General features: G+C 67.3%; 24 protein-coding genes. All 24 read left to right on the top strand.

Going from position 1 to position 19,963, the window contains the following annotated elements; genetic code table 11:
- Positions 1 to 42: 42 nt before the first annotated feature.
- The 24 genes from A33M_RS04730 to A33M_RS04620 all read left to right on the top strand — a co-directional run bounded on the left by A33M_RS04730 (position 43) and on the right by A33M_RS04620 (position 19,963).
- Positions 43 to 522 (top strand): hypothetical protein, encoded by a 480-nt coding sequence (locus A33M_RS04730; RefSeq protein WP_052026842.1) that lies wholly within the window; start codon positions 43 to 45, stop codon positions 520 to 522.
- Positions 509 to 2,209 carry a terminase TerL endonuclease subunit gene (locus tag A33M_RS04725; protein WP_040619326.1) on the top strand — a complete coding sequence of 567 codons (1,701 nt, stop codon included), beginning with the start codon at positions 509 to 511 and terminating at the stop codon, positions 2,207 to 2,209. Before A33M_RS04730 ends, A33M_RS04725 begins: the two co-directional genes overlap by 14 nt.
- A complete protein-coding gene (locus A33M_RS04720; RefSeq protein ID WP_008384108.1) occupies positions 2,209 to 3,483 on the top strand; it encodes a phage portal protein in 1,275 nt (424 codons plus the stop codon). The genes A33M_RS04725 and A33M_RS04720 overlap by 1 nt, the downstream gene beginning before the upstream one ends.
- Positions 3,461 to 4,306 (top strand): head maturation protease, ClpP-related, encoded by an 846-nt coding sequence (locus A33M_RS04715; RefSeq protein ID WP_008384105.1) that lies wholly within the window; start codon positions 3,461 to 3,463, stop codon positions 4,304 to 4,306. Before A33M_RS04720 ends, A33M_RS04715 begins: the two co-directional genes overlap by 23 nt.
- A gap of 11 nt (positions 4,307 to 4,317) precedes the next feature.
- Positions 4,318 to 5,604, top strand: coding sequence for a phage major capsid protein (locus A33M_RS04710; RefSeq protein ID WP_008384103.1), 1,287 nt, complete (start codon positions 4,318 to 4,320; stop codon positions 5,602 to 5,604).
- Between the two features lie 18 nt (positions 5,605 to 5,622).
- Complete coding sequence (locus A33M_RS04705) at positions 5,623 to 6,066, top strand: hypothetical protein (RefSeq protein WP_008384100.1); 444 nt, start codon at positions 5,623 to 5,625, stop codon at positions 6,064 to 6,066.
- A gap of 56 nt (positions 6,067 to 6,122) precedes the next feature.
- Positions 6,123 to 6,374: a hypothetical protein gene (locus tag A33M_RS04700; RefSeq protein WP_040619325.1), complete on the top strand. Its 252-nt coding sequence runs from the start codon at positions 6,123 to 6,125 to the stop codon at positions 6,372 to 6,374.
- 8 nt (positions 6,375 to 6,382) lie between these two features.
- The gene (locus A33M_RS22150) at positions 6,383 to 6,988 is read left to right on the top strand and encodes a head-tail connector protein (protein WP_008384096.1); all 606 of its coding nucleotides are present in this window, start codon (positions 6,383 to 6,385) and stop codon (positions 6,986 to 6,988) included.
- A gap of 204 nt (positions 6,989 to 7,192) precedes the next feature.
- Entirely contained in the window at positions 7,193 to 7,528 is a 336-nt protein-coding gene (locus A33M_RS04690; RefSeq protein ID WP_008384093.1) for a head-tail adaptor protein, read from the top strand.
- Positions 7,525 to 7,995, top strand: coding sequence for an HK97-gp10 family putative phage morphogenesis protein (locus tag A33M_RS04685; protein WP_008384091.1), 471 nt, complete (start codon positions 7,525 to 7,527; stop codon positions 7,993 to 7,995). Before A33M_RS04690 ends, A33M_RS04685 begins: the two co-directional genes overlap by 4 nt.
- Positions 7,992 to 8,387 (top strand): DUF3168 domain-containing protein, encoded by a 396-nt coding sequence (locus A33M_RS04680; RefSeq protein ID WP_008384089.1) that lies wholly within the window; start codon positions 7,992 to 7,994, stop codon positions 8,385 to 8,387. The genes A33M_RS04685 and A33M_RS04680 overlap by 4 nt, the downstream gene beginning before the upstream one ends.
- A gap of 23 nt (positions 8,388 to 8,410) precedes the next feature.
- Positions 8,411 to 8,851, top strand: a complete 441-nt coding sequence (locus A33M_RS04675) for a phage tail tube protein (protein WP_008384086.1) — start codon at positions 8,411 to 8,413, stop codon at positions 8,849 to 8,851.
- 10 nt (positions 8,852 to 8,861) lie between these two features.
- Positions 8,862 to 9,260 carry a gene transfer agent family protein gene (locus A33M_RS22145; protein ID WP_008384084.1) on the top strand — a complete coding sequence of 133 codons (399 nt, stop codon included), beginning with the start codon at positions 8,862 to 8,864 and terminating at the stop codon, positions 9,258 to 9,260.
- Positions 9,261 to 9,286: 26 nt separating this feature from the next.
- Positions 9,287 to 9,412: a hypothetical protein gene (locus tag A33M_RS25205; RefSeq protein ID WP_008384082.1), complete on the top strand. Its 126-nt coding sequence runs from the start codon at positions 9,287 to 9,289 to the stop codon at positions 9,410 to 9,412.
- Position 9,413: 1 nt separating this feature from the next.
- Positions 9,414 to 11,696, top strand: coding sequence for a phage tail length tape measure family protein (locus tag A33M_RS04665; RefSeq protein WP_008384080.1), 2,283 nt, complete (start codon positions 9,414 to 9,416; stop codon positions 11,694 to 11,696).
- Between the two features lie 4 nt (positions 11,697 to 11,700).
- Positions 11,701 to 12,078, top strand: a complete 378-nt coding sequence (locus tag A33M_RS04660) for a hypothetical protein (RefSeq protein WP_157223330.1) — start codon at positions 11,701 to 11,703, stop codon at positions 12,076 to 12,078.
- Between the two features lie 4 nt (positions 12,079 to 12,082).
- Positions 12,083 to 12,586: a DUF1833 family protein gene (locus A33M_RS04655; protein ID WP_040619324.1), complete on the top strand. Its 504-nt coding sequence runs from the start codon at positions 12,083 to 12,085 to the stop codon at positions 12,584 to 12,586.
- Positions 12,586 to 13,017, top strand: a complete 432-nt coding sequence (locus A33M_RS04650; RefSeq protein WP_008384075.1) for a hypothetical protein — start codon at positions 12,586 to 12,588, stop codon at positions 13,015 to 13,017. Before A33M_RS04655 ends, A33M_RS04650 begins: the two co-directional genes overlap by 1 nt.
- Positions 13,018 to 13,337: 320 nt before the next feature.
- Positions 13,338 to 16,487, top strand: coding sequence for a host specificity factor TipJ family phage tail protein (locus A33M_RS04645; RefSeq protein WP_157223329.1), 3,150 nt, complete (start codon positions 13,338 to 13,340; stop codon positions 16,485 to 16,487).
- On the top strand, positions 16,480 to 16,899 hold the full coding sequence (locus A33M_RS04640; protein ID WP_040619322.1) for a hypothetical protein: 420 nt from the start codon (positions 16,480 to 16,482) through the stop codon (positions 16,897 to 16,899). Before A33M_RS04645 ends, A33M_RS04640 begins: the two co-directional genes overlap by 8 nt.
- A 1-nt stretch (position 16,900) precedes the next feature.
- Positions 16,901 to 17,350 (top strand): hypothetical protein, encoded by a 450-nt coding sequence (locus A33M_RS04635; RefSeq protein WP_008384069.1) that lies wholly within the window; start codon positions 16,901 to 16,903, stop codon positions 17,348 to 17,350.
- Positions 17,323 to 17,898: a hypothetical protein gene (locus tag A33M_RS04630; RefSeq protein WP_157223328.1), complete on the top strand. Its 576-nt coding sequence runs from the start codon at positions 17,323 to 17,325 to the stop codon at positions 17,896 to 17,898. The genes A33M_RS04635 and A33M_RS04630 overlap by 28 nt, the downstream gene beginning before the upstream one ends.
- Positions 17,899 to 17,910: 12 nt before the next feature.
- Entirely contained in the window at positions 17,911 to 19,464 is a 1,554-nt protein-coding gene (locus A33M_RS04625; RefSeq protein WP_040619321.1) for a hypothetical protein, read from the top strand.
- Between the two features lies 1 nt (position 19,465).
- The gene (locus A33M_RS04620; protein WP_008384065.1) at positions 19,466 to 19,963 is read left to right on the top strand and encodes a DUF4376 domain-containing protein; all 498 of its coding nucleotides are present in this window, start codon (positions 19,466 to 19,468) and stop codon (positions 19,961 to 19,963) included.

The raw sequence follows: 19,963 nt of genomic DNA, 5'->3' as shown, positions 1-19,963 counted from the left end.
CGCCTCGGACCGGCGTCCCCCACATTCGCGGATTTTTTTAAGGTGGACCAGGCTTTCGACCTGTTCGGCGCTCCGGTTCCTGCCAACCATGGTCGGCGGGGTCGGCCCCAGCACATCCCGACACAGGAGAACCGCAACAAGGTCAGCATGTTGCTCGCGCTCGGGTGGAGCAACGAGCGGATCGCCAACGCGCTGCACATCACGCTGCCCACGCTGCGGAAGCATTATTTTTCCGAGCTGAAGTTCCGCGACGTGCAGCGCGACCGGATGACCGCAACGCTCACCATGCACCTGTGGTCACAGGTCGAGGCCGGGAACGTCTCGGCGATGAGGGAGTTCGGCGCGCTCATCGAGCGCAACGATCGGATGGCCGCGGAGCAGTTTTTCGAGACGACCAAGACCTCGCAGGCTCCGCGCCTCGGCAAGAAGCAGCTCGACGAGCAGCGCGCGATGGATGCCGATGCCGAGCTGACCGCCGAACTCGATCAGGAGGCGGCCGCGGCGCACCATGCGGTCAACTGACCTGCCGCGGTTCGCCTGCCCCGATTGGTGGGACAGGATCCGAGCCGGCCTGACGCCGATGGCGACCGTGCCGCTCAACGAGGCCCGGGCCGCGAAGGCACGAGCGTTCTTCGACCGCCTCAGGCTGCCGGACGTGCCCGGCACGCCCACGCTCGCCGAGGCGTGCGGCGACTGGTTCCGCGACATTCTGTGCGCGGTTCTCGCGAGCGAGGACCCGGCGACGAAGACGCGGATCGTGTGGGAGCTGCTCTGCATGGTGCCGAAGAAGAGCAGCAAGACCACCTACGTCGCCGGGCTGGCACTCACGGCCTTGTGGATGGAGGAGGCCCCGAACCGACAGATGCTCCTCGTCGCGCCGTCGCAGAACATCTCGGAGCGATGCTTCGGCCAGGCGCAGGGCATGATCCGGCTCGACCCGCGCCTTCAAGCGATCTTCAAGGTCCAGGATCACCTCAAGAGCATCACGCGGCGGAAGACCGGGACTGCACTGGACGTGAAGACCTTCGACACCACGATCGTCACCGGCGAGATTCCGGTGCTGACGATCATCGACGAGGTGCACGAACTCGGGAAGAAGGCCAAGGCCGCGGCCGTCATGCAGCAGATTCGTGGTGGCGGAATTACGATGCAGGGCGGCCAGGTGCTGATGATCACCACCCAGTCGGACGAGCCACCGACCGGGATCTGGCGCACCGAGCTGCAGAAGGCCCGGGCGATCCGCGACGGCAAGAGCGGCGCCACCCCGATCCTGCTGCCGGTGCTTTACGAGTACCCCGCCGAGCTGCAGCGGGACGAGACATATTGGCGAGACCACGAGCACTGGCCGTTGCTGCTGCCGAATCTCGGGCGCTCGATCGACATGCAGCGGCTGCTGGCCGACTACGAGAACAACGGCCGCGTCAATGCCGAGGCCGAGCGCATCTGGGCCTCGCAGCACCTCAACATCGAAATCGGTGTCGGGCTCTCGGGCGACGGTTGGTGCGGGGCGGCGTTCTGGGAGCAGGCGAGCGACGACACCCTGACACTGGATTCGCTGATTGCCCGGTCGGAGGTCATCACCATCGGCATCGACGGGGGCGGGCTCGACGACCTGATGGGGATCGCCGTGATCGGGCGGGAGCGGGAGACGCGCAACTGGCTCGCCTGGGCGCACGCTTTCGCCGACCCGAAGGTGCTGGAGCGGCGCAAGGACATCGCGCCCGCGCTGCAGGAGTTCTCGGAGGAGGACTCGCTGACGATCGCCGATACGGCCGGCCGCTCGGCCGGCCTGGTCGCCCTTCTTCGGCGCCTCGTCGATACCGGATTGCTCCCGGCACGAGATGCGGTCGGCGTCGACCCGAACAACGCTGCCGCGGTGTTCGAGGCTTTGGCCGAGGGGGGCGTCACGGCAGATCAGATCAAGCGCCTTCTGCAGGGGCCGGCACTCGCGCCCGCGCTCTACGGCCTCGAGCTGAAGCTCGACGACGGCACCTTCAAGCACGGCGGGCAGCGGATGATGAACTGGGTGCTGGGAAACGCGAAAGTGGAGCCGCGCGGGAACCACCTGATGGTGACGAAGCAGATCTCGGGCCGAGCGAAGATCGATCCGTTGATCGCCTTGTTCGAGGCGACGATCCTGTTGAGCTGGAATCCGACAGCGGCAGGTGGTCCGTCCGTCTACGAGACCCGCGGCATGGTGATGGTCTGATGGGGCTGCTCGACGCGTTTCGTCGCCGGGGTGGGCCGACCGTGCAGGCCTCCGCGATCGGAGACGGCCATCTGTTCGGCGGGCTCGGCGATCCGCTCTTGCTGGAGTTCATCCGGTCGGGTGGCGGCGGGCCGACGCAGGCGGGAATTCATGTCACGCCCGCGGTCGCGCTGAAGAACCCGACCGTGATCCGGTGTGTGTCGCTGATCAGCTTTGCGATCGGAATGCTGCCGCTGCACCTGATCGATCGTGCGACCAAGGAGAAGGCGACGGCGCATCCGCTGTTCCGCGCGCTGCATCGCAGGCCGAACCCCTGGCAGACGGCTTACGAGTTCCGAGCGCTGATGCAGCAGCGCGCGCTCGGCGCGTCGGGTTCGGGCGATCGCGGGGATGCGTTCGCCCTGATCGTTCGCTCGCGCGGTCGCGTGATGCACCTCGTTCCGTTGCCGACCGAGCGCGTTCGACCGCGCCAGCGGGCGGATTGGATGGTCGAGTACGAGTACACCCGGCCCGATGGCGGCAAGGTGGTGTATGCCCCGGAGGAGGTGTTCCACCTTCGCTACGGGCTGAGTTCGGACGGGATTTCCGGGCTCTCGCTGGTCAAGCAGGCCGCGGAGGCGATCGCGCTCGCGGTGCAGAGCGAGCGGGCCGCCGCCCGAATGTTCGTCAACGGGATGATCGCCGGCGGCTTCATCAAGCATCCGGGCCGGCTGTCGGCGGACGCGCAGAAGAACCTCGCAGAGTCCATGGCGGCGAAATGGGCGGGTGTCGAGAACGCCCACAAATGGCCGATTCTCGAGGAGGGCATGGACGCCGTGAAGGTGACCCAGACCGCGGAGGAGGCCCAGCACCTCGAGATGCGGAAGATGCAGATCGAGGAGATCGCCCGTCCGTTCGGCGTGCCGCGTCCGTTGCTCGGCGTCGACGATACGTCGTGGGGGTCCGGCATCGACGTGCTCGGGCAATTCTTCGTTCGCTACGCGCTCGGTCCCTGGTTCGAGGCGTGGCAGCAAGCCGCCGAGCGCTCGCTGCTGACCGATGCCGAGATCGAGCGTTACGAGATCAAGTTCAATGCCGGGGCGCTGCTGCGCGGCTCGATGGCACAGCAGGCCGACTTCTTCGCCAAGGCGCTCGGCGCCGGCGGCCACTCGCCGTGGATGGGCGCCGACGAGGTCCGCGAGCTGCAGGATCTGCCGCCACGCTCCGACCTTCCGCCGCCGGCCGGTGTCCAGCAGACACGAGGATCGAACAATGAGCCTGCGCAAGCTGCCTGAGGCAACGACACCGGCCCGGCCGAAGAATTTTCAGTGGGACGCGCCGTCCGATGTGCTGGCCCGCTGGTCGAAACGACCGTTGACCGCCGAGTCCGACGATCCCGCGACGATCTCGCTCTACGAGCCGATCGGCGAGGACGCGTGGGGCAGTGGCTGGACGGCGAGACGAATGGCCGGTGCCTTGCGGTCGATCGGAGCGAAGGACGTCACGGTCAAGATCAACTCGCCGGGCGGCGACATGTTCGAGTCGGTCGCGATCTACAACCTGCTGCGCGAGCATCCGGCTCGGGTGATCGTCGACGTGATGGGAATTGCGGCATCGGGGGCCTCGATCATCACGATGGCGGCGGACACGATCCGTGTCGGTCTCGGCAGCTTCGTCATGATCCACAATGCCTGGGGCCTGGTGATCGGGAACCGGCACGATTTCCGCGACGCGGCCGGCGTGTTCGAGGGCTTCGATACCGCGATGGTCGACATCTATGCGGCGCGCACCGGCCGTGATCGCAAGGCGATCGAGACGCTGATGGACGCCGAGACCTACATGGGTGCGTCCGCCGCGATCGAGGCCGGAGTCGCCGACGAGCTCAACGAGGGTGTCTCCGCCGACGAGCCGTCGGCGAGCGCCCGGGAGACCGGCGCGCCGATGGCGCGGCGCCGTCTCGATGCGATCCTCGCGCAGCAAGGCATCCCGCGGTCCGAGCGGCGGCGCCTTCTGCGCGAAGCGATGGCCGGCACGCCGAGCGCTGCCGGGACGGTCATGCCGAGCGCTGGCCTGGACCTGGCAATGGTCAGGGACTTGATCACCATCCTCAAATCGTAGGAGCCCAGATCATGGGTGTGAACCTCCCGATCCGCGCGCGCGGCCTCGTCCGCGCGCCGCGGGCCGACGCGTCGCAGGCCGACGCGGTCAAGATCCTCGCCGAGCTGAAGACGACCGTCGAGGCGTTCAAGGCCGAGCACGAGGCCGAGATCAAGGCGATCAAGAAGGGGATGGGCGACGTCGTCCAGACCGAGAAGGTCGACCGGATCAACGCCGAGATCACCAAGCTGCAGACCGCGCTCGACAAGGTCAACGCCGCGCTCGCCGCGGTGCGTGCCGGTGCCGGTGGCGACAAGCCGGTGATCACGGCGGAGCGGCGTGCGCACGCGGCCGCGTTCGACCGGTTTTTCCGGCGTGGTGCCGACGCCGGGCTGCGCGATCTCGAGATCAAGGCGGAGCTGCGCACCGACTCCGATCCCGACGGCGGCTACGTCGTGCCGGAGCAGATGGAGGCCGGCATCGATCGCGTGCTCGGGACCATCTCGGTGATGCGTCAGATCGCCCGGGTCGTACCGGTTTCGACCGGCACCTACAAGCGGCTGATCAACCAGGGCGGCGCCGGCTACGGCTGGGTCGGCGAGCGTCAGATGCGGCCGGAGACCGGCACGCCGACGCTCGCCGAGCTCGCTTACGGCGTCATGGAGATGTACGCCAATCCGGCGGCCACTCAGACGCTGCTCGACGACGCCACCACGGACATCGAGCAGTGGCTCGCCGCCGAGGTGTCGACGGTCTTCGCCGAGCAGGAGGGCGCGGCCTTCATCGCGGGCGACGGCGTCATGCGGCCGCGTGGTCTGCTGTCCTACGACACCGTCACCAACGCCGCCTATACCTGGGGCAAGCTCGGCTATGTCGCGACCGGCGTCGCGGCGGCGCTGTCCGATGCCACGCACAACGGCGTCGATGCCCTGATCGACGTCTATTACGCGCTCAAGAGCGGCTACCGGAACGGGGCCGCGTGGCTGATGTCGGACGCCGTCATGGGCGCCGTCCGCAAGCTCAAGGACGGCGACGGGAATTACATCTGGGCGCCGCCGAGTGCGACCGCCGAGCTGGGCACCGTCCTCGGCAAGCCGGTCTACACGGACGACAACATGCCGGCGATCGGCGCGAACGCCGTGCCGATCGCGTTCGGCAACTTCCAGCGCGGCTATCTGATCGTCGATCGGATCGGCGTGCGTGTGCTGCGCGATCCGTACACGAACAAGCCGTACGTCCACTTCTACACGACGAAGCGGGTCGGCGGCGGTGTCCAGAACTTCGAGGCGATCAAGCTCCTCAAGTGCGCGGCGAACTGATCTCCACGGGAGAGACACATGAACATGAAGGACAGCCACTCCGGCTCGTCGGTCGCGCTGCTGATCGGCGCCGCCGTGCTCTCGGCCGACAATGTTCCGACCGCGGTCGATCTGCGGGGTTTTCGCTCGGCGGAGATCCTGCTGGCGATCGGTGCCGGCGGCATCACGTTCTCGGACACAGACAAGATCGAGTTCGTCCTGACGCACTCGGACGACGGCGAGACCTGGGATGCGGTCTCGGATGCCGACGTGCTCGGCGCGAGCGTGGCGTCGGGCGGGATCATCAAGGCGCTCACGGCCGCGCATGCGGCGGCTGCGGCGTATCGCGTCGGTTATGTCGGCGGGCGGCGCTACCTCGCGCTGCTCGCGGACTTTTCGGGGACGCACGGCACGGGCACGCCGATCGCGGCGATGCTCCTCGAGGGAGATCCCACGATCGCGCCGACCGCCGACCAGGCGTGAGCGCAGGCCCATCGTGCGGCGGCCGGCGTGTTCCGGCCGCCGCGAAGCAACGGGAGATGGAGATGCGGGCCAGAGTGACGAAGACGTTTCCGGGCGTCCCCGACGGGGCGGTTTTGACCCGCCAGATCACCGCGGGCGAGATCATCCGCGGTGACCTCGCGGCAGTCGCAGTCGCCGCCGGTTTCGCCGATCCGGTGGATGCCGAGGAGGGGGGTGCCGCCGTGTCGGCGAAGGGTGCCGCAGACCTCGCGGATGCCGAGCCGGAGGCGGCCAAACCGGCGCGCCGGAAGCGCGGCAAGAAGCGCTGAGGACGGCCATGACCGCCATCCTCGTCTCGGCCCCCACGGTGCCTCTTCTGTCGCTCGCCGAGGCGAAGCGGCATCTGCGTGTCGAGCACGACGAGGACGACGAACTGATCGCCGCGCAGGTCGCGGCGGTCGCGGGCCAGCTCGATCCGGCGTTCAGCGGATGGCTCGGCCGGGCGCTGCGGCCGCAGACGTGGCGTCTCGATCTGCTCGGCTTTCCCCGCGGCGAGATCGTGCTGCCGTATCCGCCGCTCGTATCGATCTCGTCGATCTTCTACACCGCCCCGGACGGTACCGAGCAGACGCTCGCCGCAGGCACCGGCTACCGCATCGTCGATTCCGATTCTCGTGGCAAGGCGATGCTCGCGCCGCCCTACGGCAAGAGCTGGCCGTCCGTGCGTACCGATTACGGCGCGGTGCGGATCACCTTCGAGGCCGGCTACGCGGTCACGTCCGACGGCGAGGCCGAGACCGATACCCTGCCGCCGGCGATCAAGGCGTGGGCCAAGCTCGCGGTCGCCACGCTCTACGATCGGCGCGAGACCGTCGTGTCGGGCCAGGTTTCCGCGCTGCCGGCGAAGGTCGACGGCATGATCCTGCCATATCGGGTGTGGTGATGTGGGTGCAGTTCTCGCGGGCCTGGACCTGGTGTCCGACACCACGGACGGCGATCGCCTATCGCAGCGGTCGGAAGGTCAATGTTCCGCGCGCCTGTGCCGCGGCCGCCGTGGCCGCTGGTGCAGCGGCATATGCGGGCGCTGCTCGGCAAGGCGAGGGCGTGCAGACGGATCGGCGGCCGGCGGAGACGCAGGAGAAGGCCGATGCCGGCCGGTGATCTGCGCGAGCGTGTGCGCTTCGAGGCGCGTGCCGTCGGCGACGACGGGTACGGCAATGTCCGGGCCGACTGGATCGAGCGGTTCTCGGTGTCGGCGCGCATCGTGTCCCTGCGTGGGGGAGAGAGCGTGATCGCGGCGCGGCTGCAGGGCACGCAGCCGGTGGTGATCACGGTGAGGGCCGAGGCTCGCACCCGCGCGATCGCCACCGACTGGCGGGCCGTCGATGCGCGGCGCGGCACCGTCTATGCGATCCGCGGCGCCGTCGAGCGCGAGGGGCGCGACTACATCGATCTCACGTGCGAGGCGGGCGTCGCCGCATGACCGCGAAAATGCAGGGCCGAGAGCGGCTGCTCGCGAAAATGGCGGCGATCCCGAAGGCACAGCGCGCGGCGATGCGGCCGGTGCTCGAGGAGGCGGCGAGGGAGGTCACGAGCATGCAGCGGCGTCTCGTCCCGGTGCGGTCGGGCGCGCTGCTCCGGTCGATCGGCTACACCTTCGGCCGCTACCGTGCCGAGAACGCGAACGTCCGTGGTGTTTCCGCCGGCGGCGACGCCGATCCGAACTTGAGCGTCACGCTGCATGCCGGCGATGCCGAGGCCTATTATGCGGCCTTCGTGGAGTTCGGCACGTCCGCACACACGGCGGGTGGAAAATTCAAGGGTGCTCACCATCCCGGCAGCATGGCGCGGCCGTTCTTCTATCCGGTGTTCCGGGCGCTGCGCCGGCGGATCAAGGCCAGGATCACGCGGGCGATGCGCAAGGCCGCGCGCGAGGCGGCGGCGCGATGAGCGAGGACCCGTCGCTCGCATTGCAGGGCGCCATCGTCGCGGCCCTGAAAGCCACACCCGCGGTCGCCGGCGGACGCGTCCTCGACGACGTGCCGCTCGAAGCGGAATTCCCGCACCTGCAGGTGGGCGAGGGCGAGACCGTCGGCGACGACACCGAGTGTCTGGTCTCGTCCGAGGTCACGATGCAGGTCCATGTGTGGTCGCGCGCCGTGGGCTTCCCGGAGGCGCGACGGATCGCCGGCGAGGTCCGGGCGCGCTGCACGACCGCTTTCGCGCTCGAGGGATTCACGGTGGTGCTCGCCGAGCACCTGCAGACCCGATTCTTACGCGATCCGGACGGGCTCACCAGCCACGCCGTCGTCGAGTTTCGATATCTCGTCGATCACGACTGATCGGCATCACCAGGAGAGGGAGCATGGCAAAGCCGACGACCATTCGCGGCACCCAGGTCTACATCAAGATCGGCGACGGCGCGGACCCGGAGGTGTTCGCGCATCCGTGCCTGATCAACTCCGATCGCGGCGTTACCTTCAGGTCGAACACCAACGACATCGTCGTGCCGGACTGCGACAGCCCGGACGACCCTGCGTGGCGGGAGCTGGTCAAGGATGCGCTGTCGGTCGGGCTGACCGGCGCCGGCGTCCTCGACAACGACGCCACGACCCTCGCCACCTATACCGAGTGGTGGAAGGCCGATGCCGGCAAGAGCGTCCAGGTCTGGCTGGGCACTCTCGGCTATTGGTCCGGGTCCTTCAAGCTCACCGAGTGGGAGGTGACCGGAGGCCGGTCGGACAAGGCGCAGGTCTCGATCACGCTCGAGAGCGACGGCGAGATCAGCGACTTCACGACCGCCTGAGGGGGACGAGATGGAGCACGACGGTGCAATCGATCTGGTCTGGGGCGGTGACGAGCGTCGCTTTCGGCTCGCCATCGACCAATGCCTCGCCCTCGAGGAGCGCCGTGGATGCGGACTCGCCGAGATCCGGCAGCGCCTCGCCACCGACCGCTGGCATATCGATGACATCCGCGAGACGTTGCGGCTCGGGCTGATTGGCGGCGGCGTCGACGGCAAGCTCGCGCGTGAGCTGATCGATCGGCACTGCGGCGCCGGAAAGCTCTACGACGGCGTGATCGTGGCGCTCGCCGTGATCACTGCGGCCGTAGTTTCGCCCCGCGCGGAGCCCCCGGTGGGAAAAGCGGGGGCGGCGGCCGCGCCGGAGACCGACTCTCCGCCGCCGCCCTCTATGGAACCGGCGCAGCGATAGGCTTTACGCCCACCCAGGTCGGCTCCATGTCGCTGTGGCAACTCGCCGCCTGCGTGGACGGCTGGAACAAGACGCATAGCGCGTCGGCCAAGCCGGAACCGCCGAGCGAGGAGGAGTTCGACGCGATGAAGCGAGCACACGGGGACGCCTGATATGGCGAAGACCGATCTCGAAACGCTGGTGGTTCGCCTCGAAGCCCAGATGCGCTCCTACGAGCGCGAAATGGCGAAGACGCGGCAGACGACGGACCGACAGCTCCGGGCGGTTGAACAGCGGTACCAGAAGGCCGGAAAAGCGATCGAGGCGAGCACGGCGAAGACCGCAGCGGTAGCGACGCGCAACCTCGAAGGGGCGCTGGTCGGCGCGGCGACCGGGCTGGCCGGTGCCGCGACCGGCGCGCTCGCCGGCTTCTTTGCGATGTTCACCGGCGCAAAGTTCATCACCGCCACGGTCGAGCAGGAGCGCGTCGAGAAGCAGCTCGAGCAGACGATCCGCTCGACCGGAGGCGCCGCAGGCTATACCGCGGACGAGCTGAAAAAGCTCGCTGCGACGATGCAGCAAGTGACGAAGTTCGGTGACGAAACCATCATCATGGCGGAGGCGCAGCTCCTCACCTTCACGAATATCGGACGCGACGTCTTTCCGGAGGCGCTGGAGGCTGCGCTCGACATGTCGACGGTGCTCGGCACCGACCTGAAGTCCAACATCCTTCAGGTCGGCAAGGCGTTGAACGACCCGGTCGCTGGCGTCAGCGCGCTGCGCGAGGTCGGTGTGAGCTTCACCGCGCAGCAACAGCAGCAAATCAAAACGCTGGTCGAGTCCGGCAGGGTAGCCGAGGCGATGCGCATGATCCTCGCTGAACTCCGCGTCGAGTTCGGCAACTCAGCCCGTGCAGCGCGGCAGACGCTCGGGGGCGCGCTCGAAAGCCTGAACAACGCCCTAGGCGATTTGTTCGAGGTGCCGACCAGCCAGACGGAAGAGTTCCGGCAGGAGCTGGAGCGCCTGATCGCCGTGCTTCAGGACCCGGCCTTTGCCGGCGCGATCCAGACGATTGGTGCCGGCATCATCGAGGAGTTCCGAGGCGTCCTGAAGCAGATCACCGATTTGTACAAGGCCGCGATCGGCATCAGGGACGCGCTGAAGGCCGGGGATCCCGCAGCGGCGGTTCGCGTCCTCGGCGGTCTCGATCTGTCGACGCTGAAGCAGCTCGCCAATCCGGCGATGGGGCTGACGGACAAGCTGTTCGGGAGGGATGCGAAGGCCGACGCCACGCGGCTGAGCGAGATCACACAAGAGCTGATCGATCTCGAAAAGCAGCTCGCCGAGGCGCGTGTGGCCGCCGCCTCGCCGATAGACGCAAGCCTCGGCATCTCGCGCGCAAAAGTACAGCAGCTCGAGGGTCGGGTCGCGACGTTGCGAAAGGAAGAGGAGCAGGTTCGCGCCGCACTCGCCGCGAAGCCGCCGTCGATAGCAATCACCGTCAAAAAGCCACCGGCGAAGCCGCAAGCGTCGTCCGCGTCGAGCGAGACCAAGCGCGAGTTTGATCCGTTCACGCGTGCTGTCTCCCAGGCACAAAGGTCCATCGCGGTGATCGACGCCGAGACGGCGACGATCGGCCTCAACACGGAGGCGCGCGACCGGGCGCGGACCGTTGCGCTCCTCGAGGAGGCGGCGAAGCGCACCAACACCGAGGCTGGGCTGAAAAGTACCGAGGTGACCGAGACGCAGCGCCAGAAGATCGAGGAGGTGGCGACCGCGATGGAGCAGGCGGCCCGGCGCGAACGGGTGCTGAGTGAGGCGTTCGATCGGATCGACAGTGCGGCCGACGGCGCGGCCGACGCCTTCGCCGGATGGGTCACAGAATCACAGACAGCTGGCGAGGCTTTCACCCGCTTCGCCAACTCGGTGATCCAGGACATCCTGCGGATGCAGGCCAAGGCGATGATCATGAGCATCATCGCGCCGAACGGGGCCGGCAGCGGCGCAGTTTCGGCGCTCGCGTCACTGTTCGGGAGCGGAGGGTTCGGCGTGGGGATGGCGAGCGGCGGCCAGGTGCGTGGCTCCGGCACCGGCACGTCCGACTCGGTTCCGGCGATGCTCTCGAAGGGCGAGTACGTCGTGAATGCGGCGGCTACGGCCGGCAATCTACCGCTTCTCGAAGCGCTGAATTCCGGGCGACTGGCCGGCTTTGCCGATGGTGGTGTGGTGATGCCGCCGGGCATCGCGCCCGTGGCGCGAGCCTCCCGCGCGCCGGCGGTCAATGTCGTCGTGAACGAGGCACCGGGGGTCACGGCGAAGACGTCGGTCGGTACGGACGGCACGGTGATCGTCGACATGATCTACGACGCCGTGCAGACGCGCATGGCGTCCGATCTCTCTCGCGGCCGCGGCGCGATGGCGAAGGCCGCGAAGCGCCGGACCACCCTGCGAGGATAGAATCGTGGCATTGCCGACATGGCCGACGGCGTTGCCGTACAAGACCAGGCAGTCACCGCGGAAGCGACCGGAGGGCCATCGCCAGCCGGTCGTGACGGAGGTCGAGGACGGTCCGCCGATCATGCGGGTGCAGGCACGGACCGTCGTCGAGAAGATCGGCTATTCGATCGTCATGACGGACGCGCAGTGCGCGGATTTCCGTGCGTTCGCGGTCGAGACACTGGACCAGTCGACACGGCATTTTCTGATGCCGGTCCCGATTCCCGGCACCGGCTACGTGCAGCGCCGATGCTGGTTCGACGGCGGGACATATTCGATCGACGAGAGTGGGAGCCATTACGTCGTGTCGTTCACCCTGTGCGTGTTGCCCTACGCATCGTGACACCATGTCCCTGACGGATGCGATGCAGGAGGCTTACGCCGCGAACCCGGCGGGCGAGGTCGTGATCGAGACGCTCGAGCTCGACCATGTCGGCTTTGCCGAGCCGGTGCGGATCGCCTCCAATGTCGAGGACGACGTCCTGCTTCCTCTCGTCGCCGGCGGCGACCCGGTGACGTTCCGGGCGCTCGCCGTCGCCGTCACGCTGCCCGGCGTGTCGGAGGACGGGCCGACGCCGATGCGCGTCCGGATCGACAACGTGTCGGGTCTGCTGCTGCCCTATCTGCGGGCCGCGATCCAGTCGACCGCACCGATCTCGGTCGTCTATCGCGCCTATACCTCGGCCGACCTGACGGGACCGGGCGACGTGATCGACGGGTTGCAGTTGCGGTCGGTCGATCTGACCGCGACGACGGCCGAGGGCGAGGTCTCGTTCCGCGAGGTCGCGATGGAGGCCTTTCCGCGCGCCACCTACGACGGAACCTTCTATCCGGCTCTGAGCAATCTGTGATGGAACTGCCTGCTTCCGCCGCTGCGGCCTATGTCGATCGGCTGATCAACGCGCCATGGACGCGTGACGGCCGGCATTGCTGGCGCCTCGTCGCCGACGTGCAGCGCGACCTGTTCGGCCGTGCCCTGCCGCCCGTGCTCGATGCCGGCTGTGGGGGCGGGGAGGGCAGGCGCTATCGCCGCGGCCTGTTCGCCCAGCATGCCGAGCGCGGCCGCTGGCACGAGGTCGGCCGGCCGGTGCACGGCGCCGTCGCGCTGATGCGCCGCCGGGCGGCGGTCGAGGGGGATTACGAACATGCCGGCGTGTGGCTCGAGCTGGATGGTGGCGGTGTGCTGCACACCGACGCACCGCACGGCGTGGTTCTCGACTCGCTGCGTGATCTCGGCGCCCGTGGCTGGGTGCCGAGCTGGTTCGTTCCAGGGGTGTCGTGAGCATGAGCCGGGCGGGTGCGCGTGTGATGCGCGTCAACGTGGTCGGGCGCGAGATCGCGCCGGCCGTGACGCTGGATCGGCGTCGGCGCCGGCTGGCCTCGGTGGTGCGTCAGCATGCCGATCTCCGACGGCCGTTCGTCGTGTCGGTGCATCGGCGTGGCGATGTGATGCGGCCCGAGGATCACACGGTGCGCCGTCGGGCCGATTGGGCGCGGACGCTGGTCGAGCCCGGTCACGTGGTGCTGATCACCTATCTGCCGCGCGGCGGCGGCGGCTCGTCCAACCAGTCGAGCGGCAAGCAGATCGGCATGGCGGTCGGGATGATCGCGCTGGTCGCTGCGGCGGCCTGGGCTGCGCCACTGGTCGCCGGTGGGCTCGTGTCCGGGGCAAGCGGCGGGCTGTTCACCACGGCCTCGTCGGCGCTGGTCGGTGCCACGCAGGCCGGTCTCGTCGTCGGCGGCGCGGCGCTGCTCTCGCTCGCCATGCGCGCGGGCGCGAACGACGACGACAACGAGTCGAGCCGGCAGCTCTACGGTGTCTCGGGCGGTGGCAATCTGCCGAGGCCGGGCGATCGAATTCCGGTCGGCTACGGGACATTCTGGACGCAGCCCGACCTGACGCAAGCCGATTACACCGTCTATGACGGCGACGACCAGATCCTCTACAAGAGGGTGACGCTGGGGCTCGGCAAATATCGCGTCCACAAGATGATGCTCGGGACCGCGACGCTGTGGACCGAGGATGGAGGCATCCAGGAGCCGTTCGTCTCGATCCAGGGCTCCGGCTCGTCGGCACTGACGCGCACCTCGGGGACCGGTGGATCGTCGATCGGCCCGACGGAGATCGAGATCATCCAGCCGGGTGGCAGCTCGCCCCTTGTCCCGGGGTCGGTCTACACCAACGGCAATGTCGCCGGCATCGAGCTGCCGTACCCCGGCGACAATCCTGGGTGGTCCGGGCCGTTCGTCTGCTGCGAGTCCGGCAGCCGGACCAGCACGATCCAAATCGACTACGAGGCGCCGATGGGCGTCGTCAACAACGGCTGGGACGACGGCAAGGCCCACGCCGCCAACTGGTCCGTCGAGTTCCAATACGCGGCATGTGACGACGACGATCAGCAGATCGGTGACTGGGTGCAGCTCCACTCCAACGGGTTTTCGACAAAATCTCTGACCGCCCTGCGGTTCACACGGAAGATCCCCGTGCCGGAGGGGCGATATCTGGTGCGGGCACGCAACACGCAGAGCGAGTCCGACGTCGTCGTGAACACGGCGACCTGGTCGGGGCTGCGCTCGCATTTCGACGACGCCGTGGTGCGCCCGCACGTCACCGAGATCGCGTTGCGCGTGCGATCGGACAAGTCGCTCGGCGTCACCTCGTTCGCCGATCTCTGGGTGCAGGCGACGCGCATCCTGCTGGTGTGGGACGGAGCCGAATGGGTGGAGCAGCCGACCCGCAAGGCGGTTTATGCTTTCGCCGACGTTCTGCGAAATGCCGATTACGGCGCGGCGATGAGCGACAGCCAGATCGATCTCGATCGCATCGCGCACTATGCCTCGACGCTCACCGAATTCGACACCTACGACGGCGTGATCCGCGGGCCGGTCTCGGTCTACGAGGCGGCCTCGGTGGCGCTGTCGACGATCCGGGCGGAGCCCGCGAATTTCGGCGCGGTTTGGTCGTTCACCCGCGACGAGCAGAAGGACGTGCGCAAGCACGTCTTCACCCGGCGGCAGATCAAGCAGGGCACGACCGCCGCGACCTTTCCAGTCGCGCGCGACGACGGATCGGCCGACGTCATCGCCGAATATTACGTCGATGGGGATCCGCGGCGCCGCCGTGAGGTCCGCGTCACATACGGTGCCGAGACGCTCTGGCCGCAGCGTCAGCAGCTGCAGGGTGTCACCACCCACGAGCACGCCACGCACCTCGCGCGCTGGATCGCGGCCTGCGCCTATTACCGACGTGAGCGTCGCCGCTTCTCGGCGGACCGGCAGGGGCGGCTCGTCACGCGGGGTGATCCGGTGCGGGTCGATGCATGGTTCATGGCCGATGCGCGCGCGGCGGGCATCCTGTCGGCGACCGGCCGCACATTGACGCTCGATACCGCCATGGAGATCGCCGACGGTCGATATGCGCGGCTGCGTGACCGCAAGGGGCGCGAGTGGGGTCCCTGCGCGGTGACGTGGCCGAACGCCGAGCAGCCGAACGTCGTCGTGCTGGATGCCGCCGACGTCGCGGCGGCCGAGGACTATCACGGCATGCCGCTCGACTCCGTGCTCGCGGACCCGGCCGAGGATATGACGAGCGTGCAGATCGGCCCGCTGATCGAGCTCGAGGACCCGTACCTGGTCGTGTCGGTCACGCCGCAAGGGCGCGACGACATCGCGATCGAGGCGGTCTACGATCATCCGTCCGTCTGGGAGGCTCTGGGCGAGCCCATCTTGCCGGGGCCGAGCATCCCGTCGTTCGGGACCGAGGTTCCGGCCGTGCCGACGGTGCCGTGGGTGCGCGCGCAGTGCGTGGAGCGGTCGACCAGCCTCGACGTCGATTGGGCCTGCGGGACGGCGCGCGGCGCCGCCTCCTACATCGTGATGCTCTCCTACGACGGACAGACCTGGGAACAGGTGTCCGAGGGGCTGTCCACCTCCGGCAGCTATCCGATCCGGCACGAGGAGGGCGTGACCGTCACGGTGGCCGCTTATGCCGTCAACGGGTATGGCGTCGCAGGGCCGACCGTCTTCACGTCGCTGACGACCTTCACGCCATCGATCCAGGCGTCCGTGAGCCTGCTGCAGCAGCTGATCAGCCAGGTGAACGCGCTGTTTCGCGATGTGACCGGTCAGCTCGACGAGTGGAGCGAGATCGTCGCGGCGGCGGCGCTGTCGCGTTCGCAGGCCGAGTGGCTCGACAAGCAGACGATCCGCCGGGAGATCACGGCGACGGGCGGCAAGGCGCTGGCCGCGGTGACCGAGCTCGCCACCACCGTCGCGACCGAGCAGCAAGCCTTCGCGGATTATCGGGTGACGGTCTCGGCGACCTTCGACGGCCTCACAGCGAGTGTCGAAAGCAATTCGAGCGCGATCGCCATGGTCGACGGCAAGCTGTTGGCGACCGCGAGCCTGCAGCTCAATTCCGACGGCTATGTCAGCGGCTGGCGGGCATACAACGACGGGTCGACGTCGGCGTTCATCGTCCAGGCCGACACGTTCGCGGTCGCGTGGTCCGGCTTGGCAGGAGGCGACGTCGTGCCCGTCTTCACGATCGCGAACGTGAACGGTGTCGCCAAGCTGGCGTTCCGCGGCGACATGATCGCGGACGGGGGGATCCTCGCCGGCCAGCTGTCGGTCGCGACACTCTCCTCGATCACGGCGAACATCGGCGACGTGACGGCCGGCGTCGTGCGGTCGGCCAACAACCTCTTCCGCATCGAGTTGGACAATGCGAGGCTGATCATTTCCGATGGCTGATCGCGTGCTGCTCGGCCGGCTGCCGGACGGACAATTCGGCTTGCGTGTCTCGCGTCCGGGATACTCGGTGCAGGCCGAGCCGCTCGGCTCGTTCGGCATCGCGTTCGATTCTCGGCTCACCGACTTCGGCATCATCCATCAGCAAGGCGTGATGGGCTACGGCACGGTCACCTTCCCAATCCTGCCATATGTTCCGCTCGCCACCATCTGCCGGATCGACGACGGAAACTACCTCTGGCCGCAGGACGTGGTGGAGACGTCGTTCGCCGCTCCGTCTCTGCGCCACTGGGTGACGCCTTTCGTAGGGCTCGTCACGTCGTCGAGCCTCACCATCCGGACGCTCGACACCTTCTACGGGGTCGCCTGGCCGGCGACGCGGTGGCTCTATACGATCTACGCCATCGAGGTCTGACGTGGTCGCGCGCATCATCCTCGGACAACGCGGCGGCATCTATGATCTGTGGGTGTCGAAGCCGGGTGTCGATGTGGAGACCGCCCCTTACGGCCGGCTCTTGCTCGGAGGAAACACCGGAGCGCAGCAGGTCGTTGCGCAGGGGAACACGGCCCTGTCGGGGTCCGGGGCGCTGCCCACCTCGACCATCCACCATATCGCTCTGCCTGCCGAGATCGCGGGTTTTTCGGACCTCTTCGTGTGGGGCTATGTCTACTACACGCGCGATTATGCCGGCGGCGAGATCGGGTGGTGGAACTTCCAGTACCAGAAGGGCATGCCGGGCGACGCGTCGTTCCGGGTCGAGGGTGGAACGCTGGTCGTGAGAAACCACTCGACCGCATCGATCGGATCCAGCTCCGCACCGTGCACGCTCCGGGCGCGGTGGGTGATCTTTCGCGAGGCGTATTGATGGTCCAGCGCGTGTTGATGAATCCGGCCGGTCTCTTCGTGTCGAAGCCGGGCGTCGACGTCGCCGGCGCAGGTCTGTTCCAGCACATCTTCCATCCGTCGTTCAGGTCGCCGCTGCTCGTCGCCAAGGGATCCTTCTCGCTGACGACCGGCATTGGCAACGATCGGTTCAACACGAACGAGGTCGTGCAAGCCGTGTCGTACGGCAAGACGATCGATCCGCCGCCCTTCGTGGTCGCCAATGCGATGTCGGAGCGCTGGAGCCTGCAGATCAGTTCGCCGGCAAGCGAGCGTTACGCGTATCTGAACGGCCAGTGGATCACGTGCGTGTCGGAAATGCCGAACTGGGAGCCGACCGACCTGTACACCGGGTCGAAGGTGCAGAGGGCGGTCGAGGGACAAGCCGTCGGAAGCGGGATTTCGCGGGTGCACGAGACGTTCGCCTCGATCAAGTTCGCGATCCGCCCGATGACCGACCGTGTCGAGTTCGCGGTGAACGGCGCGCCCTACGGCGTGGTGATCAGGTACGCGATTCTCGACCTCGGGTGAGGGAGCAGGCGAATGGCAATCGGGGATCCATACACGACCGGGACGGTCACTGTGGCGGCCGGAAGCACGACGGTGGTCGGCTTCGGCACGGCCTGGTCGCTAGTCGCGCGTCGCGGCGACGACATCCACGCGGCCGGGTTGACCGGTATCGTCGGCAATGTGGTCGACGACACGCACCTGGATCTGCTGCTGCCGTGGGCCGGGGAGGAATTGACCGATGCGGCCTATGCGTTGCTGCCGCGCTCGACGCAGCGCTACAGCGCAGCGGTCGCACTGCAGACCAACGATCGCTTCCTCGCCGCGCTCCAGCGTTCGAAGATCGTGTGGTCGGGTGACGCGCCGGACGTCTCGCTCGGCGAGGAAGGCGAAATCTGGCTCAGCACGGCCAGCACACCATGGCGCTGGTGGCGGCGCGAGTCCGGGGCGTGGATCGAGCAGGATCCGCCGGCTGTGGGCATCGCTCTGCGTGGTGCTTACGATGCCGGCGCCGTGTACGCCATTGGTGATGCCGTCACCCTGGACGGGTCGCTCTACGGATCGCGCCAGGACGACAACAGGGGGCACGACCCCACGGCCTCGACGGAGTGGTGGACGTTGCTCGTCGGCAGAGGCGAGCAGGGTGAGCAGGGGCCACCGGGGCCGCAAGGCCCGGCGGGTCTCGGCGATCTTCTGTCGACCAACAACTTGTCCGATGTCGCCGACGTAGCGGCAGCCGCGGCGAATCTTTCTGTCGTGCGTTTCTCCGCGCAGGAACTCGCGGTCGCGCAGGTAAATCAGGCGCGCGCGAATCTCTTGTTTCCGGCGAGCGGTTACCCTCTTGGGTTTCGCAACAAGATCATCAATGGGAACTTCATTGTCAATCAAACCGAGGCGACCGGCACCGTCACGCTAGCCGCGTATGGTTACGGACATGATCGCTGGAAAGGCGGTGCAGACGGTGCGACATACACCTCGTCCGGCGTCGGTATCGACAAGCTCGTAACGATTTCTGCGGGAACGCTTCGACAGGTCGTCGAAGATGTGAACGTAGAGGCTGGAACCTATGTTCTGAGTTGGGAAGGTACGGCCGCGGCGAGAATGTATCAGAACGGCGTGGCGGAGGGGCCGTTTCTCGCTTCACCGATTGTGAAGACAGACGTCGTTGCTGCATCGACGCTCGTGGTCGAATTCAGTGTTGGAACCGTTACCAAGGTCCAGCTGGAAGTGGGATCAATTCCGACGCCGTTCGAGCGTATTTCCTACGCCGACCAACTCTATCGTTGCATGCGTTACCGGCAGTTCCTCGATCAGGGTTGGACGGGCACATACGCGGTCGGCAGCGGTAATTTTGTAACGATCGCCGGCAGCTTCGCCCCCATGATGCGAGTTGCTCCCACGCTTCTCGGGTGGAATTGGAACAATGCGCTTTTGATTCCAGGGATTATCGGAATGAAGATTACGTCGGTCGTCGGGGCACCAACGAGCCCGCAGGGAGGGCGCTTCGACCTTTATACCGAGGAAGCACCTTTACAAGGTGCGCTCTGTATTCTCGAACCGAGAACAATCCTTGCTACGGCGGAAATCTGAAATGTACCGGTTGACCAATGGCACGAGCATCATTCGTCTTTCCGACAGCGCGTGCATTCCGGCGGATCCCGCGAACACGGACTATGCCGTATATCTCGCCTGGCTCGACGGCGGCGGGACGCCCGAGCCGTATGCCTTGACGGCTGCCGACCTCGTCGCCCATGCCAATGCCCGACAATGGGCGATCGCGACGGGTGGCTACTCCGCGACGGTCGACGGTGTCGTGATCACCTTTGCCACAGACGCGACGAGCCTCACGCTGATGGCCGGCAAGGTGCTTCGGCTCCAACAGCCGGACGCGGAGACGTCGGTCTCCTGGCAGGTCGGGCCGACCGAGTTCGTCGACGTGCCGGCGGCCGATTTCGTGGCGATCGCCGCGGCAGCGTCCGATCGTGTGCAGGGGAGCTTCGATCTCCTTCGCCACGAGGTGCTGCCGGCGATCGCCGCCGGCATCATCACCACCACTGCCGAGATCGATGCCGCGTTCGCGGCCGCCTGA

Origin of the sequence: Rhodovulum sp. PH10, from assembly GCF_000293785.1 — a bacterium.
Taxonomy (GTDB): Bacteria; Pseudomonadota; Alphaproteobacteria; order Rhizobiales; family Xanthobacteraceae; genus Rhodoplanes.
Note: the sequence above shows the minus strand (reverse complement) of the source record. Positions and strands in the feature narration are given on the sequence as shown.